The 16,089-nt window shown below is 36.4% G+C and carries 13 protein-coding genes; 4 read left to right on the forward strand and 9 right to left on the reverse strand.

The genetic code is table 11. The features are described 5' to 3' along the window. Positions 1-126: 126 nt before the first annotated feature. Positions 127-1,092 (forward strand): alpha/beta hydrolase, encoded by a 966-nt coding sequence (locus AAGS61_RS08425; protein WP_391370042.1) that lies wholly within the window; start codon positions 127-129, stop codon positions 1,090-1,092. Between the two features lie 131 nt (positions 1,093-1,223). Here the strand turns inward: AAGS61_RS08425 and AAGS61_RS08430 are convergent, their stop codons facing one another. The 5 genes from AAGS61_RS08430 to AAGS61_RS08450 form a co-directional block, all read right to left on the reverse strand. Further along, positions 1,224-1,703 carry a YpjP family protein gene (locus AAGS61_RS08430; RefSeq protein ID WP_391370045.1) on the reverse strand — a complete coding sequence of 160 codons (480 nt, stop codon included), beginning with the start codon at positions 1,701-1,703 and terminating at the stop codon, positions 1,224-1,226. Positions 1,704-2,124: 421 nt separating this feature from the next. Further along, positions 2,125-2,319, reverse strand: coding sequence for a hypothetical protein (locus AAGS61_RS08435; protein ID WP_391370048.1), 195 nt, complete (start codon positions 2,317-2,319; stop codon positions 2,125-2,127). Between the two features lie 1,003 nt (positions 2,320-3,322). Next, positions 3,323-6,196 carry a hypothetical protein gene (locus AAGS61_RS08440; RefSeq protein ID WP_391370049.1) on the reverse strand — a complete coding sequence of 958 codons (2,874 nt, stop codon included), beginning with the start codon at positions 6,194-6,196 and terminating at the stop codon, positions 3,323-3,325. 363 nt (positions 6,197-6,559) lie between these two features. After that, entirely contained in the window at positions 6,560-7,165 is a 606-nt protein-coding gene (locus AAGS61_RS08445; RefSeq protein WP_391370051.1) for a YpjP family protein, read from the reverse strand. Positions 7,166-7,645: 480 nt separating this feature from the next. Beyond that, entirely contained in the window at positions 7,646-7,840 is a 195-nt protein-coding gene (locus AAGS61_RS08450) for a hypothetical protein (protein WP_391370054.1), read from the reverse strand. A 1,112-nt stretch (positions 7,841-8,952) separates the two neighbouring features. On the opposite strand from AAGS61_RS08450, the gene AAGS61_RS08455 reads away from it, so the two are divergent. Then, on the forward strand, positions 8,953-10,041 hold the full coding sequence (locus tag AAGS61_RS08455) for a serine hydrolase domain-containing protein (protein WP_391370057.1): 1,089 nt from the start codon (positions 8,953-8,955) through the stop codon (positions 10,039-10,041). A gap of 541 nt (positions 10,042-10,582) precedes the next feature. Here AAGS61_RS08455 and AAGS61_RS08460 read toward each other — a convergent pair. Both AAGS61_RS08460 and AAGS61_RS08465 read right to left on the reverse strand, forming a co-directional pair. After that, complete coding sequence (locus AAGS61_RS08460) at positions 10,583-12,223, reverse strand: sensor histidine kinase (RefSeq protein WP_391370059.1); 1,641 nt, start codon at positions 12,221-12,223, stop codon at positions 10,583-10,585. Beyond that, on the reverse strand, positions 12,220-12,921 hold the full coding sequence (locus AAGS61_RS08465; RefSeq protein ID WP_391370062.1) for a response regulator transcription factor: 702 nt from the start codon (positions 12,919-12,921) through the stop codon (positions 12,220-12,222). The genes AAGS61_RS08460 and AAGS61_RS08465 overlap by 4 nt, the downstream gene beginning before the upstream one ends. Before the next feature lie 104 nt (positions 12,922-13,025). On the opposite strand from AAGS61_RS08465, the gene AAGS61_RS08470 reads away from it, so the two are divergent. Both AAGS61_RS08470 and AAGS61_RS08475 read left to right on the forward strand, forming a co-directional pair. Next, positions 13,026-14,204, forward strand: coding sequence for a DUF418 domain-containing protein (locus AAGS61_RS08470; RefSeq protein ID WP_391370065.1), 1,179 nt, complete (start codon positions 13,026-13,028; stop codon positions 14,202-14,204). After that, entirely contained in the window at positions 14,201-14,404 is a 204-nt protein-coding gene (locus tag AAGS61_RS08475; protein ID WP_391370068.1) for a hypothetical protein, read from the forward strand. Before AAGS61_RS08470 ends, AAGS61_RS08475 begins: the two co-directional genes overlap by 4 nt. 230 nt (positions 14,405-14,634) lie before the next feature. Here AAGS61_RS08475 and AAGS61_RS08480 read toward each other — a convergent pair whose 3' ends face one another. Together AAGS61_RS08480 and AAGS61_RS08485 are read right to left on the reverse strand one after the other, a co-directional pair. Further along, positions 14,635-15,426, reverse strand: coding sequence for a class I SAM-dependent methyltransferase (locus AAGS61_RS08480; protein WP_391370071.1), 792 nt, complete (start codon positions 15,424-15,426; stop codon positions 14,635-14,637). After that, entirely contained in the window at positions 15,414-15,845 is a 432-nt protein-coding gene (locus AAGS61_RS08485) for a BrxA/BrxB family bacilliredoxin (protein ID WP_391370074.1), read from the reverse strand. The genes AAGS61_RS08480 and AAGS61_RS08485 overlap by 13 nt, the downstream gene beginning before the upstream one ends. Positions 15,846-16,089: the final 244 nt, after the last annotated feature.

Genomic DNA, 16,089 nt, shown 5'->3' on the forward strand with positions numbered 1-16,089 from the left:
TACCGCAACTAGTATTTGACACCTGTTTCCACTTACCATAAACGATACAAAACAAAGACAGACGGTTTTTGATGTATTTGGTACACTATCAATATTGCTTTATATTAATCTATCAGGAGTGTACATATGAAAAAGAAATTACTCATCTTTTTAACCATTTTTGTCATCTTAATAGGCGTTGCGTATTTTGCTGTTGGTAATTATTTTTATAATTATGCATTAAGCGCAACTGATGAAAAAGAGTTTATGGAGGACAACCCACATTTAGCGGATAGTACTGCCATTGATCCGATCATTGAACAACAAGCATCTGATTTAGACGATCAATTCGAGGCAGAGTATCCGCCGTCCTCTTTATGGATTGAATCAAACGATGAATGGCAGTTGAAATTACATGCGGATCTGTATGAAAACAGGGAGCAAAGTGACAAATGGGTCCTGATTGCGCATGGTTATACGAGTCGAGCGGATAATATGACACGCTGGATTCGCTCATTTTACGAAAACGGCTATCATGTATTAGCCCCAGATCTTCGTGGACACGGTGATAGTGAAGGTGAATATATCGGCATGGGCTGGCATGATCGCTTAGATCTTCTACAATGGATTGATGAAATACGTAACATCAATCCAAATGCCGAAATTGTATTATTTGGCGTTTCCATGGGCGCTGCAACAGTCATGATGGCCTCAGGTGAAGACCTTCCTTCAAATGTAAAAGTCATCGTCGAGGATTGTGGTTATAGTTCCGTAAGCGATGTGTTTATTTATCAACTTGATGACTTGTTTGGTCTACCCGAATTTCCAGTCCTGCATGCAGCAAATACAGTTTCGAATATCCGCGCTGGCTATGATATTTACGAAGCATCCGCCGTCAAACAAGTCGCTAAAAGCAAAACACCGATGCTCTTTATCCACGGTGACGGCGACACATTTGTACCGTATGAAATGTTAGATGACGTCTACAATGCCGCACAAGTAGAAAAAGAAAAGCTTATTATTCCAAACGCTGCCCATGGTGATGCTGTAAAAGTAGATCCCGATACGTATTGGGAAACAGTTTGGCGCTTTGTTGGGAAATATATAGACTAATAGAAAAGGTGAATTGGTTATGTTGCCAAATCACCTTTTTCATTGTAATCATTGTTTTATTAATAAAAGCTTAATACGTCCTCTTTCTCTTCTCAAAGCAGAGTAATATAACATTTCAAAGCTTTACTTTTTTATACCAACCTCTTCAGCGATGTAGTTTTGTTCCAGTAACCCCCTCCTAAATCATAGCGTGTAGCAAAGTTGTCTTCAAATGTATAGTAGTGGAAGTGATAGTAGTAGACTTTATCTAACAGATTTTCTACTTGCACATAGAAATGAATAATATTTGTGTTTGTTATATTGTTTTTTATGTGAAAAACCTTTTCTGAGTAATTGCTACTTCGTTTTTCTATAATTGTAAACGAGCGTATCGTGTCAATATCTAGCCGTTCTAACATAAAATCAATTGCTTCTTGTAGTTTTGGTAAGAGACGTGACTCACAGAAAACATGGCCTATTCCATCTCCTTGAGTACCAAATCTCCCTAAAAATAATCCTTTGATTTTGAAAAATTTTTGTAACTTTACTGTCCTCATATTCAGCAACATTTGGCGTTTAGTAGTTTTTAATTGCTTATTTCCTTCTACTTTAACACTTGATTTTATTCCCATCTTTCTATGCACCTCACTTCACATATCTTTTACTCTAACTATAATCAACAAAGGTTAAAATTAGGTTAAACTTACTTGCCATTAATAACACAATTCCATCCAAATAAAAAACGCTACTCACATGTTAGTAGCGTAAATGGGAGATTCACTTAAAACCTTGTTACGACAATCACTTCGGCGATGTGTTTTGCTCCTGAGTACTATTTGATTCATAATGAATGATTTTACAATATATCCCATAATGCAAAATTTTACACTTATTGGATTTTTTCTATATGTAATTGTGTATATGTTAGTATAGTGAACTACCCACCACTTAGATGAAGCTTGAAGAGGAAGGCTTCTTTCTAGAAAATGTTAAAATGAGGTACCTTGTAAACTAAAAATAGCCCTCCACATATTTAGTGGAAGGCTTTAACTTTTAAGCTGTTTCTTTCTTTCGGTGTAAAATCTCGATGGCGTCATATCCATACTGTGCTTTTATCTCCTTTAGAATCGCTTCATCTGTCATTGGGATTACATCATTTTTATTAAAAAATAATGCAGCATTCCCCTCAACTTCATACTGATCTACGCGAAATATGAACTCCACTAATACGATACATTTGTCATGCACATTTCCACCCCTTTTCTATTGCTATACAAATAGTTCTATATAGTTACTCCGATTCCTTCTAAATACCCAAACTTTTTGATTGGTATACAAAGGACTTTATGGAGAGGTTTTATTTAGACAAAAGGACTGCGTAACACCGTCTTTTCAAACGCTTGTAATTACTATAGTAAACCATTCTTAGCAATACTTACTGTGAAATTAGCAGAAACACGTATTGCCTGTTGTATTTGTAACATGAAATGATTTTGTAATGCTTGTTACAATACTTAGTACAGGAAAAGAATTATTTGATACAACAATGTAAGTCTTTTAAATCATTGTGATATTACTAATAGTACTGCTCTTTTTACTCTTGTGATACACCAAGTTCTGATACAGAAGCTGTGAAGCGAAGTAAGGATAAACATCCAACTGGAAATACATTTATGATGCATTCTTTTCTCCCTACTAGTTTGTTTACTTTTTCATCAATATTGACTTATATTGATGGTACTTTTATCATACCAACATTAGTACCGAAATGACAAAGGTGGTTTTCCGAAAATCCTCTTCCCCTATTACTACTTTTTCTGTCGGTGTCCGTCATAATTATTGTCGGTGATAACGGAATATAAACAAAAAAGCCCTCATACTACTGTAGACTTTTGCTCGTTCGGGGGGATCGGATATAGCGCCTTTTTGCTCAGATATGGTCAGGTTTTGCTCGTACTGGGTTGTTTTGACCGGATACAGTACCTTTTTGGCTGTTTAATGTCGACATTTTAAGATAATTTATATAGGTTCCTCATAATATTTTTGTACTTTACTGAAATTCACAGTATTAGCGTCAACTTCAATCACTTTTTGATTTTAATCGAAAGTACCCAAAAGCCAACGTAAGCCTCCCGCACGATACTCATTTATCAGGGCATTAAAAAAACTGTAGATAACCTCACCTTAATGAGTTTATCTACAGTCCATGGCTAGCATCTTTACTGGATGTTAGCTTTTTTTGGTTACACCCTTATTTATCTTCTTTATACATATCCATATAAAGTAACTCTAATTTTTTCGACAGTTTCGCAAAAGCTGTTTGCCACGCTTTGCGGGCTGTATCACCGTTTTCTGCTGGAATAGCTTCATATAAGGCATGTACCTCTGCTACCTTTTTTAAATCTGCCTCAGCCTGTGTTAGCTTCGAGTAGTTTTTCACGATGCTCTTTTCAGAAGTACTCAGCTTGTCATAGGCTGCTCGAATGTTCGATACTTCGGCTTGCAAGTCTGCCTTGTATACGCCACCTTGAAGAAGTGAATTGATGGATTCCACAATACTAAATGCCGTCTCATTAGACCCTTGTTGCCCTTGTTCTGCAGCAATAATCTTTTCACGAACAGCTTCACTCACTAAACTCATTTGCTTGGCAGTTAGCTTAGCAAATGCCTTCATGACTGTTGTTGGATTACTAGCAAACGATTTATCATACTGCTTCATAAATGACTCTACTTTTTTCACATCTGCTTCTGCTGTTTTTAAAATGGTAGCATTCTTGACCCGCTTTTTGTCGCTGGAGCTAAGGCTACTATATTGTTCAGAAAGTTGCTTAATGTCTGCTACCGTAGCTGTGTATAGACCATTTACGACAAGTCCATCGATTTTATTTATTAACGTTGAAATGTCTGGTGCATTTTCATCGACAAGACGATTGTCTAATAGGGCTTCAAATTGTGGTTTAGCTAAATGCTGCTGATTTGCTGGCAATTTGGCATACGCCTTTTCTACAGATTCAATTTTTTTCGCTTGCTTTTCAACGTTCATTTCTTCACGCGCAGCCTGTACTTTCTTATGGAAAGATACGACACTCTTCACATCTTTACTAGCAGCCGTTAACAAATGGTAGTTCGTTACATATTTTCGTGCAGTAGATGAAAGGTTTTTATAGGCTGTTGTTGCTGTATTTACTGCTGTTTCTAATTCTGTGAACGAATATTTTGTTATGTCAGCAAACTTTGCGATATTAGCTTTTAGCGTTTCTGCTGCCGCTTTATCAGTTGGCTCTTTCCCATTATTATCAACCGTCACATTTGGTGGATTATTTAATAACTGATCTTCATTATAAACAAGGGATTGCTGTAAACTTGTTAGTTTATTATAAGCATTTAAAGCACTGCTATAGCTCGATTTTAGTTTACTTTCTTTCACACCACTCGTATTGGAAAGTGACATATACGCTTCAATTTGTTTAATGACCTTCTCAGCTGTCTTTAAATCTTTTTGTAACTGGGTCATGCCTTCATAGCCAACAATTTTAGTCGCCGAAGTTTTCGTTAAAGTTTTATACTCTGAGATCATACGGTTCACATTCGTCACATGCATTTGCCATGTTTGTGCTGTCGGATTAATCGGGTATATATCGTCATCAAGATAGCTCGCAATTTCAGTATTTAAATTATTAATTTGATTTTCTTCCGCATTTTCTGCATCAAGCAATTTAGCAATATATTCTGCTGGCACTAGCTGTTGTTGCTTGTATGTTAGTTTTTCATAAGCAGCTCGTATTGATTTTACAACTGTTACTTGTTTGTTTGGTGTATTACTTGTTGATAATTTATCGAAGCTTTTGATAAATTGTTCAATTTTTTTAATATCTTGCATTGCATCTTTTAACGTTTGATCTTGTACAGCAGATTGGTAATTTTTAGATACCTTTTCAATATCCGCCTCAATAACTTCGATTTGCGCTTTTAATGACTCCATGCTATCCGCTTCGTACTGAATTAAGAAATTATCGTATTTTAATAATGCGGTAATTGCTTGATTGATTCTTCTAACTTCTGCAATATCTGCAATATCCGTAGGTGCTTGCAAGATGTCCTTAATACTATTAAATAACGTATCCCCTACATCTAAGCTACGTTGTAATAAATCAAGCTTATCGTATGCCTCTTCGATATCCTTTAAATATTTTGGCTTATCTTTCTCAACAACTTCGCCCGCTTTATTCACTTTGTCATTTAGCGCACTTATAGCCTCTACATCAGCAAGTGCTCGCTTAAGTACATCATAATTTGTGACATTTGCCTTTGCAGTGGCCGATAAAGCTTGATATTGACTATCTAATGCCTTCACTTCAGCTTTAAATGCTTCAAAATCTGTCACATTATATTTAACATCGCTTACACGTAAAGTTTTGATAGAATCAATTAATGTATTCGACGGTTCATTAGATACTGTTAACACATCTGAAAGATCTGACACCACAACGGATGTCCCTGCCTTGGCTGTTACTTTGACAGCAATATTGATCATACCTTTTTCGATTGCATCTTTAGGAATTGTATAAGTAGCATCTGACGCATTATTGATAATTGTGAATACCTCTCCTACTTTATAAAACCACTCATAGCTATATGTAATTTGGCTACTTTGTAAATCAGCCCCGGCATGATCAGTTACTTTCGCTCCTGATACTTTTACTGTTTCTCCTGGCGCTACAAACGTAGAAGCTGAATAGCCTTCAAAAGTGGGTGCCGCAATAGCAAGTGATAATGAACTAACTACACGTAAATCCCCTTTATAAACCGTTTCTGATGTTGATGTCGCTTCAACTGTAATTGTTTTCCCCGCCGCTTCAATTGGCACTTTAAAAGTGGCTTGTGTAGCACCTGAGATTGGTTTTTTCGTTGTTGTACCATCAGCTTCTGATGTTTCAACATAATACCATTGATAGCCATTTATGATCGTACCTGCTGGTAATCCGGTAATGGATGCTGTCAGTGTTTTATTTACAACGGCATCTCCTGTAATCGAAATCGGAGCTAATTCTTCTGCCCCCGCTACTGCTGGTACAATAAATGCTGCTGGGATCGCTGCGACTGTGAAAAGTAATTTTTTATTCAATGTTGTTTCGTCCTCCTCTGTCCATCTATAAAAGTATATCGTTCACATTCCTTGTAACTTTATGTATTTCACATAATCTACATAAAAAGAACTATTTTCCACTGGATTTCATAACAAATTCCCACCTTAGTTTGATTACGCATTTTACAACCTTCCTTATTCACCATTCCTTCTATATTTAAAAGAATTATTTAACGTGCCAGTTAAAGCGATTGCCGCATAATTAGGAAATACACTAGAAATGATTGAGACAACATACGGAAATATACTGAGGAAAATGGAAAATAAAAATTGTCGACACTTTTGACCACCCTATTGAAAATGGGGCTAATCTTTAACAGATAGCCCCTAAACCCTAATATATTAAGATAACCACTTCGGCGGTGTGTTTTTGCTCCAGTATATTTCGCCTAAATCGTAGTGTGTGACGAAAGCATCTTCAAATGTGTGGTAGTGGAAATTATAATAGTAGCCTGCATCCAGTCGGTTTTCCGTCCGTACATGGAAGCGAATAACATCTTCCTTGCTAGCTGTGTTTTTAATGTGAAAGATTTTCTCTGAGTAATTGCCACTCGGTTTTTCTGTAATAGTAAGAGAACGCATTGTATCGTCATCTAGACGTGCCAATGTAAAGTCAATCGCTTCCTCAATTTTCGGAAAGATACGCGTTTCAAATTCATCGCCGATTACTGGGGCAATACGCGTGCCAAATTTTATGTATGCCTGTTCTTTTGCAGCAGATTTGAATGTTTGTCCAACCGTTTCCAGGTCTAAAACATCGGTTTCTTCTTCAATATAAATTTGATCTAGTTGAATAGTGGCCGTAAGATCATTGGCACTCGGTTCATGTGAGCGAACTTTGCCATCATCTTGGTCTGATTGATTCCATATTGCATGATTCGGCGCAATAATCCCAAATGTAAGGAGCGCCACGGAAATCATGAGTCCTTTTTGTAACCATTTTTTCATAATTTTCACCGTCCGTTTATGTACATATTTCCATATTCATTCTATACTTATTTATACGAATGATAATTGAAAAGGTTTCATCTTTTTCGTATTCATTGTACAATGTCTATGGACTTATATGTTTTTTTTTACTTAAAGGAGGTTTTAAAATGAGTGCAACAGTTGTTATCGGTTTAGGTTTATTTTTAATGTTAGGTTACTTAACTTCATTATGTTTCACTGACTAATACTTTCGCTTTGCATAAAACACCACTAAAAGCCCTTAGAACGTTGACTTAACAATGTTTCTAGGGGTTTTTCTGTTTTTTAGGAAATATGATAATAAAGCATATAAATGTATGATTTCGGGACTGCTTGGGCTAAAAATAACGCTTTGGTGGATATGTTTATAGAGATGAACAAATACCTAGTTTGAGGTCAATTGCTTCAACCTTTTTTCCATTATTACCCACACATTGTAAAGAAACCTTTTAAAACTCTTCAGTCTTTAGACATTTGTCGTTTCCTATAATCAATCAGAGCCATAATCGTAAGAATTAAAAGGAAAATACTACCACTAAAAAAGAATAAAGATAAAAATGTCCTTTCTCCCCAGTGATTAAATGCTTGTGAAAGGCCTAGAAGAGCCATAACAAAAGATGATACCATTTGAAATTTTGAAACATGTTTAAACAATAGAGTACCTCCTTTATGTATACTTAATAACATTACCATAAAAATCTAAAAATCTTCATAACTTAATTTGAGCAAATAAATTAAAGCACCCACATAATTGTGGATGCCTACTACCCCCTATTCATTTTATAACTATTTACTTACAATTTATTGCTTTATTCGATATTGGCGCATCGGCTTTTTTATTTTCCTCACTTACAGCTACCACTTTTACATTTACCACATCAAATAATTCAGTTGAATCATCATGTAATTTGTCTACTGTACTATTCATTTTCTCGGACAATGACATGTGCTTACTAATGATTTCAATTGCTCTGTTAATTGCTTCATATATTTCTCCCTGATTTCTAATTATTTGTTCGCTACTGCTCTGAGTAGCAACAACTTATTACGTGTAGATAAAGCACGCCACTCACTAACTTTTACTAGCATTATCTTACCTCCAATCTAGCAATAACTTTCGTAATTAAAAATGTATCGCCCAACATACGCTTTGCTCATGTGTACGATTTTTCATTGTTCAGTATCTCTCCTCACTTTACGCAGTTACCAATCTAAATATGAAGGTGTTACACGTCCATTCATCACTGCCATTTGATTGGCTTTTGACTACATTTCGTTGACAAAAACATAAAGACGTCTACGTTCCATTGTCATTTTATATAATGTGATAAAGTGATTTATTAGAACTAATTGAGGAATAAATGTAAAAAACACTCTCGGCTCATCATGCAGCTGATGGGCATCTGGGAATACGTTGATTTCCGCTACGGCTGACTCGCTTTCCGCAGGCACTGCTTCAATAAATTTCTTTCGGTGAGTGCCGAAAGAAATGGATTTTCAGCTCGTGCTTTTCCTGCCGCAGTCGAGTCGCCTTCGCTCCAATCAACGAGCAAGTCCCTTTTATTAACCATTCGACTAAAATAGCACGCTTATTATCTCCTAATATTTATATAATGAACACCTCTGATATGGAATAAAAATAATGTTACTAATTTAAAGATAATAAAAAAATTGGTATTTTTTCATTTTAATGTTTTGTGTATAATTACGACTTATAATAGGGAGTGTTCAATAAAATGGAAATAAATAGATTGTGAGGTGTAAATATGAAAAAATTCTTAAAGATTTTCTCTATTACTATTCTTGTTATTGTACTCATGTCTATAGTAGCTTTGCTATTATTTGGACGTAATAACCATAGTAATTTATCTGGAAGCGTTTCTGAAAAAATCGATCAATATTTAACAAATGAAAAATTTCAGGGAACCGTCCTAATTGCAAAGGAAGGGGAAGTTTTATTTACAAAAGGCTACGGATTGGCAGCCACTGATTTACCTAATAGCCCAAGCACGCTCTATCAGGTTGCTTCATTATCTAAAACATTCACTGCAGTAGCAGTCATGCAACTAGTAGAAAAGGAACTTCTAAACTTAGATAATCCAATTTCACAATACTTTCCAGACTTTCCGAATGGAGAGACTATTACAATAAGCCATCTACTAAGCCATAGCTCGGGAATTTCGGATTATTTAAAGGAGAATTTCGAATTTGACTACAGCAAAGAATGGAATCCAAATGATATTGTAAATACGGTTAGCGATTCTGAACTAGAGTTTACCCCAGGTAAAAGCTTTAGTTATAGTAATACTGGTTATGTAATGTTAGGACTTATTATTGAAAAAGTTAGCGGACAGTCATATGCAAATTATATAGAAGAGCATATTTTTGAACCGTGCAACATGTTTAATTCTATGTTTACAGTTCCGGCTGATATACCGAAAGCAGAAGGACATATAGAGGGGAAAGTCGGACCCTTAATACATAATTCTGCAGCATATGCAGCTGGGGATATCATTTCTACAGTTGAAGATTTAGAACTGTTTGACAGAGCCTTGCATAATCATGTATTGATAAGCAAAGAAACAGCAGAACTGATGAGTATGACCCACGCTAAAAAGTTTCCGTATCAATATGGATATGGATGGTTTACTCAAGATGTCATGGGGGAAAAAGCAGTTGGACATTCAGGAGGATACCCAAGTGGTTTCCGGCATTATATTACACGGCTAAAAGACGAGGAATTAACAGTAATCGTTCTTAGTAACGAGATGACGGTAAATTCAAAAAGAATTAACCGTAATCTTACATCCATCGTTCTCCAGCAGCCAATTTGGTTGTGGGAAGAGCAACTTTAATTATAAAGCCTATTCTTAAGTTTGATAAAAGATACTTTAGTGAACGGCATAACAAAAAATATGATGTTACTAATACAGTTTTAAATACTTTCTTAAATTGCTGGTATAACTTAATGTGAAATCATGTCTTTTCACCTGTTACCTTTTACTAACTTTTAAAAAAAATCGTTCGGATACCCGAGCGATTTTTTTATATGGAAATTAGACAAGGGGCACCCTCTTTTCGAAGGCACCCCTCTAGTATTTAATAGATAGCTTAGTTTCATAAATGTCATGTCTCAACCCGATCATCCGGGGAATTTTATTATTTAGAAAGACACGTCTTTCTGTATTTAACCGCGGTAAAATTCTACTATTACTTTCTACAACTTAAGCAACGCAGTCCCTACCTCTACTACGTCCTTGCAGCTCTTAAGCTAGCGCCAGTGTGAATAAGCTTCAACAAAAACAACTAGTCAGAATGCCAATTTATAAACTTTGCCACCTATAATAGCATAAAATCATTATAACATAGTTATCATATAATTGCTTGTATTTACACTTAGCCCGATATATTTTTCGGTAGTTGTATCGTAAAACGCGTTCCTTTTCTACTCGATTTCACGGAGATTTCTCCATGATGGAGGTCAATTAATTGCTTTGTAATCGCTAGACCTAGCCCCGTTCCTGCTGTATTTGTTGTCGTATTTGTCCCTCGGTAATAACGTTCAAATAAATTATCAAGCTTCTCTTGTGGAATGCCTTCACCTTGATCTGTAATCGTAAACATTGTATATGTTTTTGTATCTGTCACATGCAGTTTAACGTCTTTGTCTTCTGGGGTATACTGCAATGCATTACATAGTAAATTATCTAAAATGCGTTTCAATGCAAGGGGATCGGCATAGACCGTTACATCTTCCTTCATTTCTACTTGTATACGCGGCGATTGCTGCCCTGATAATAAATCCCTCACATCAAACGTTTCCTTAGCTAGGGTAATCGCTCTATTTTTCAGCTGATACGTATATGTTAAATCTTTAATTAAAGCATCCATATAGTTCGCTTTCTCTTCCATCGTCTCCGCAAAAGCTTGCACCTCTTCTTTTGACCATTCATACTCTTTCGAAGCAAGCATTGCCGAATAGCCAAGAATGGAACTTAAAGGGGTTTTTAAATCATGGGATAATCCTGTTATCCATTCATCTCGCAATTGTTGCACATGTTGAATTTGCCGTTCATTCGACACAAGACGTTGCGATAAATGATCTAATGAAGCATCGACAGGTTCATATAACCGGTATTTTCTTTTTAGCTTTCCGATTGATTGGTCGTACAGCTTTGTATTGTTTGGCTTGTCATAATTAAAACTCGCAAGTCGTTGAATACGCTCAATTACATAGATAATTGGATGCACAAATTTCCTAGCAATACTTAACGAAAACAATACAACTCCAACAATTAACAATACATGCGTGATGACAAATGATACGAGTAAAGTAAGTAAAGCTTTTGTAAATGGTTGATCGAATGGTTGGTACTGTGGATTATCGATTCGAATTACAACGGTGACGTCGCCAACCTTTTTACTTTGCGTTAGCTCTTTCATTTCAAAAATTTCATAATTTTCGTCCAGTAAATCCGCCTTGCTAAGCGACTTCTTGGAAGCCCCCCATGTTAAAATTCTATCCCATTGTTTATCATATACATCGACTGCTGCCTGTTGTGTTTTCAAGTATGCCTTAGCCTGATCCGTTAACGGTGCTGACGGATGCCACATCGTTAATACCGTTTCTAAAATCTCCTGCGGTAAGGACTTATAAAGAAATAAAAAAGTATAGCCGTCTGCCTGCCATTTTTGCATTCCTTGTGCCTCTAAATTTAGCAATTCCTCATCACTATACGTACAAATTTCACACGATGCCCCTGTATAATCGAGCACGTCCAAATGATCATTTAATAAATAAAACTGACCTAAGTTTTCCTCAGCTAAATGATGCAGCTCTTTTGGTAACTTATCGTTCTCAACAATTCCTTCAAACTCAAATGCTACTTTTGAATGCACATTGAGCCCGACTTCCTTATTAATGATCAATAAAAAAATAACAATACTATACACAATACTTGCTACTAAAATTAAATAAAACACAATGAAATGCGCAATAAATTGGAACGTTAGTCTACGTGATGAAGTGAGTTTCATATATTATCCTCACCGACTAGCTTATAACCAATGCCTCGAACGGTCACTAAACATTTAGGCTTACCTGGATTTTTTTCAATTTTTTCGCGGAGCTTTCGAATATGAACCATGACCGTATTATCATCGAAGTACGTATCGCCCCATACACGCTCGTAAATCTGTTCTTTCGAAAGCACTTGTCCTTCGTTTTCACACAAATATTTGAGTAAATGATACAGACGCCCCGTCATTAGCTCTGTTATATCCCCTACCGTTAGCTCCGCTGCTGCATAGTTAAACGTAAAGAAATCATTTTTATAAATATCGTTCGCGCCGTTTTTACGATGTTGCTTTAAATAACGGGTTAGCTGCACCTTTAACCGTGCTACAAGCTCTAGCGGATTAAACGGCTTTGTAATATAATCATCCGCCCCATTCATAAAACCAATTAGTTTATCGGCATCTGTCGTTTTCGCCGTTAAAAAGAAAATCGGTGCCTCGCTTCCTTCACGAATTTGCTGGGCCATTTCAAGCCCACTACCGTCTGGTAACATAATATCTAACAAAAAGAAATCATAGGGCCGATTTAGTTTTTGCTTCATCTCCTCGCACGTATGGAATATATCAATATTAGTAAAACCTTCTTTTTTTAATATAATTTCAATCATTTGGGCAATTGCCACTTCGTCTTCTAGTACTGCAATATTTACTGTATCCATATACAATCACCTACTTTTAAGATTACTTTAAGGTATACATTAAGTTTACATAAGAATTTCCAGTTATTCTAATATTAGAATAACGATAAGGAAGTGGTTATGCAATGGTAGTTACACGTGTCAAGGCCGTTGATGCATTAAGAGGGTTTAGCTTATTTGGCATTTTGATGGCCAATCTATTAATTTTCCAATATGGGATGTATGGCAAAGACATGCTAGAAAATCTATCCTCACTTGATACTGTTTCATATTACAGCCTGAAAGTGATCATTGAAGGATCTTTTATGCCGATCTTTACGATATTGTTTGGCTTTTCGCTTATTAAGATGATTGAATCGATTCGTGCTAAAGGGAAAAAAAGTCGATGGGCGATTATTAGAAGAGGCATTGGCTTACTTACACTCGGCTTTCTCCATTCTTTTTTTATTTGGGAAGGCGATATTTTACTGTTTTACGGGATGATGATTTTCTGTTTACTCATTTTTATTAATCGAAAACCGAAGACACTGATTATTTGGGCAAGTATCCTTTTTATCATTACATGTGCACTGATGTACGGAGGGGATATGTTAACACCTGGAGAAAAAGCTGAAATCAAAGCATATAACATAGAACAAACAAAGGTCTATAGTGAAGGGAGCTATGGAGAAATTATCGACTTTCGCTTAAATGCAGAAATACCTGGCATGAAAGATGATGGTTTATATATATTAATCATGCTTTTCGTTTCCCCATTATTATATGCCCCTCTTTTCTTAACTGGGATGGCATTTGCAAAATGGCAGTTATTCGAAAACGTACAAGCAAAATTGAAAGTTTACCGATTAGCATTAGTCCTTATTCCACTAGCAATAACATTGAAAGTCATCGGGCAATTTGATCATGTTTTGAAAGATATAACCGTGATAGCTGGGCAGCAAATTTTAGCACTTGGTTATGTATTTTTATTTATGTGGATTTTCACTATAAAGCCTACTTCAAAAGTCATGCTTGCTTTTGAGAGCGTTGGAAAATTGTCATTAACTAACTATTTAATGCAATCTGTTATTTGTACATTTGTATTTTACGGCTACGGTTTAGGTTTATACGGGCAAATGGGTGTCACGCTTGGTATTGCATTTGGATTAGTAGTTTATATCCTACAATGTTATGTAAGCACAGCCTATTTAAAACGATTTCATCGCGGTCCGGTCGAGATACTTCTTCGCATTTGGACAAACTTCTCTTGGAACGGAAAAGTGAAAAAGAAAAAAATAATAGGGAGTCAGGAGGAATTTGTATGAAGATAGTAAGAGCAACTCTTTATATGGCAGCTATACTATTTTTAAGCTATTCAATTAGCCAAAGTATCGGCAATTTACATGCACTTTCAGGCTTGTCTCTACTCCATTTTTTCATTCGCTGTCTCGCTATTATAGCCTTTACACACCAATTATTTCAGTTATTTCGTTCACCCAAGGCAGTGAAAAACGAAAATATATAGAGTGGAAGTGAATATTCTCGAATTTCTAATAAAGAGACGCTGATTTTTTATTATCAGAAGCCTATTATAGTTAATTTTTATTATCGATAAATATTTTTTATGGCTACCCATGTAAGAAAGACACATCTCTACATCGTTTAGCGGAGACGTGTCTTTCAAAACATGTTCTATCATTTTCAAATTTTACTCAACAATGGATGCATCATAAAGTATTTAGACAAGTAGTTTCTTTATGATGTGATTTCAATAAATCCATAGTGAAATTTTGAGGTTAACCGAATATCACGACGAAAACCAAATTCATCAAACCACTTCGATTTATAATGCGCCTTTAGGACAACACGCTTTTTCGCCACACGAATGGCTTCCTTCACCCATTCTTTTGAGAGCGAAAGGTGCTCTCCTGCACCACGAAGTGCCTCAAAATTATTTGACTCCTCAATCACTTCTTCAAACATCGGGTCCATATAAACGACATCAAATGTATTGTCCGCCAGTGATTTTAAATAAGCGACAGCTTCACCGCACACGACCTCAATATTTCGCATACACGCAGTTAACGGCAATTCCGTTGTATCATATGACTGCATCCCCTTTTTCACAATAAAAGCGACATTCGGGTTTGCCTCAAGTCCGACAACTCGCCCGGCTTCTCCAACGACGAAAGCCGCGACCAAGCTATCCGCTCCAATGCCTAATGTACAATCTAAAAAAGAATCGCCTGCTTGCAAGTGACATGCTTCAATCATTGGATCCTCCTCACCCCGCGCTAATCGCTTTAAACGAAACGCTGCTGAGTTCGGATGAAAAAAGAAAGGCGCGGCTGCACCTTTCGGATAATACTCATATCGATTTTTACCTGCCACGATCATATGTGCATCATAATCTTGACTCATTTTCGCTACGGAGCGTTTTTTTCGAGGTTCAAAATGCACACCGAGTTCCTCACAAGCAACATATGCAAGTTGCTGTGACAGCTCATCGGGTCTTCCAGCAGTTGTAACAATGGTTACTCCGCACATATTTGCTTTAATACATCAGCAATATGGTCGCGAATTTGCTCCATTGGGAAACCTTCGATATTTTCACGCGGGATAAAATAAGCGAGCTCCCCACCTTTTAAAATCGCCATAGATGGTGAGCTTGGTGGTACTTCTTCAAAAAATGCACGCATAGTAGCAGTTGCCTCTGGATCTTGCCCTGCAAATACCGTCACTAAATTATCAGGCTTCACCATTTCCACTGCTTCACGTGCTGCTGGACGTGCTAAACCGGCTGCACACCCACATACAGAGTTAATGACTACTAGTGATACCCCTTTAGCCGTTGCCATAAATTCATTGACTTCATCTGGTGTTGTTAGTTCTGTAAAACCGGCATCCGTTAATTCACGACGCATCGGTTGCGTTACTTGACGCATGTATTCTTCATAAGCGTTCATACTTTCGCCTTCTTTCATATTTATTCGCAAATGCTATTATAACAGGCTTTTTCCTACTTGTACAAAGATTGGATTCTCATATTTATTCGGATAGTTTCAGATTTTTTGTTGCTTTTTTGTTGCTTTTTTAAAATTGGCGCGTGGCGAAAAACGGCTTGTATACATCATGCCACGCGAGGATTCAGACAATAATGCAGGTTCAAATAAAGAAAAAATAGAAGGAGCTATCTACAAAATACAGACC

This window comes from Lysinibacillus sp. KU-BSD001, from assembly GCF_042920265.1.
Taxonomy (GTDB): Bacteria; Bacillota; Bacilli; order Bacillales_A; family Planococcaceae; genus Lysinibacillus_B.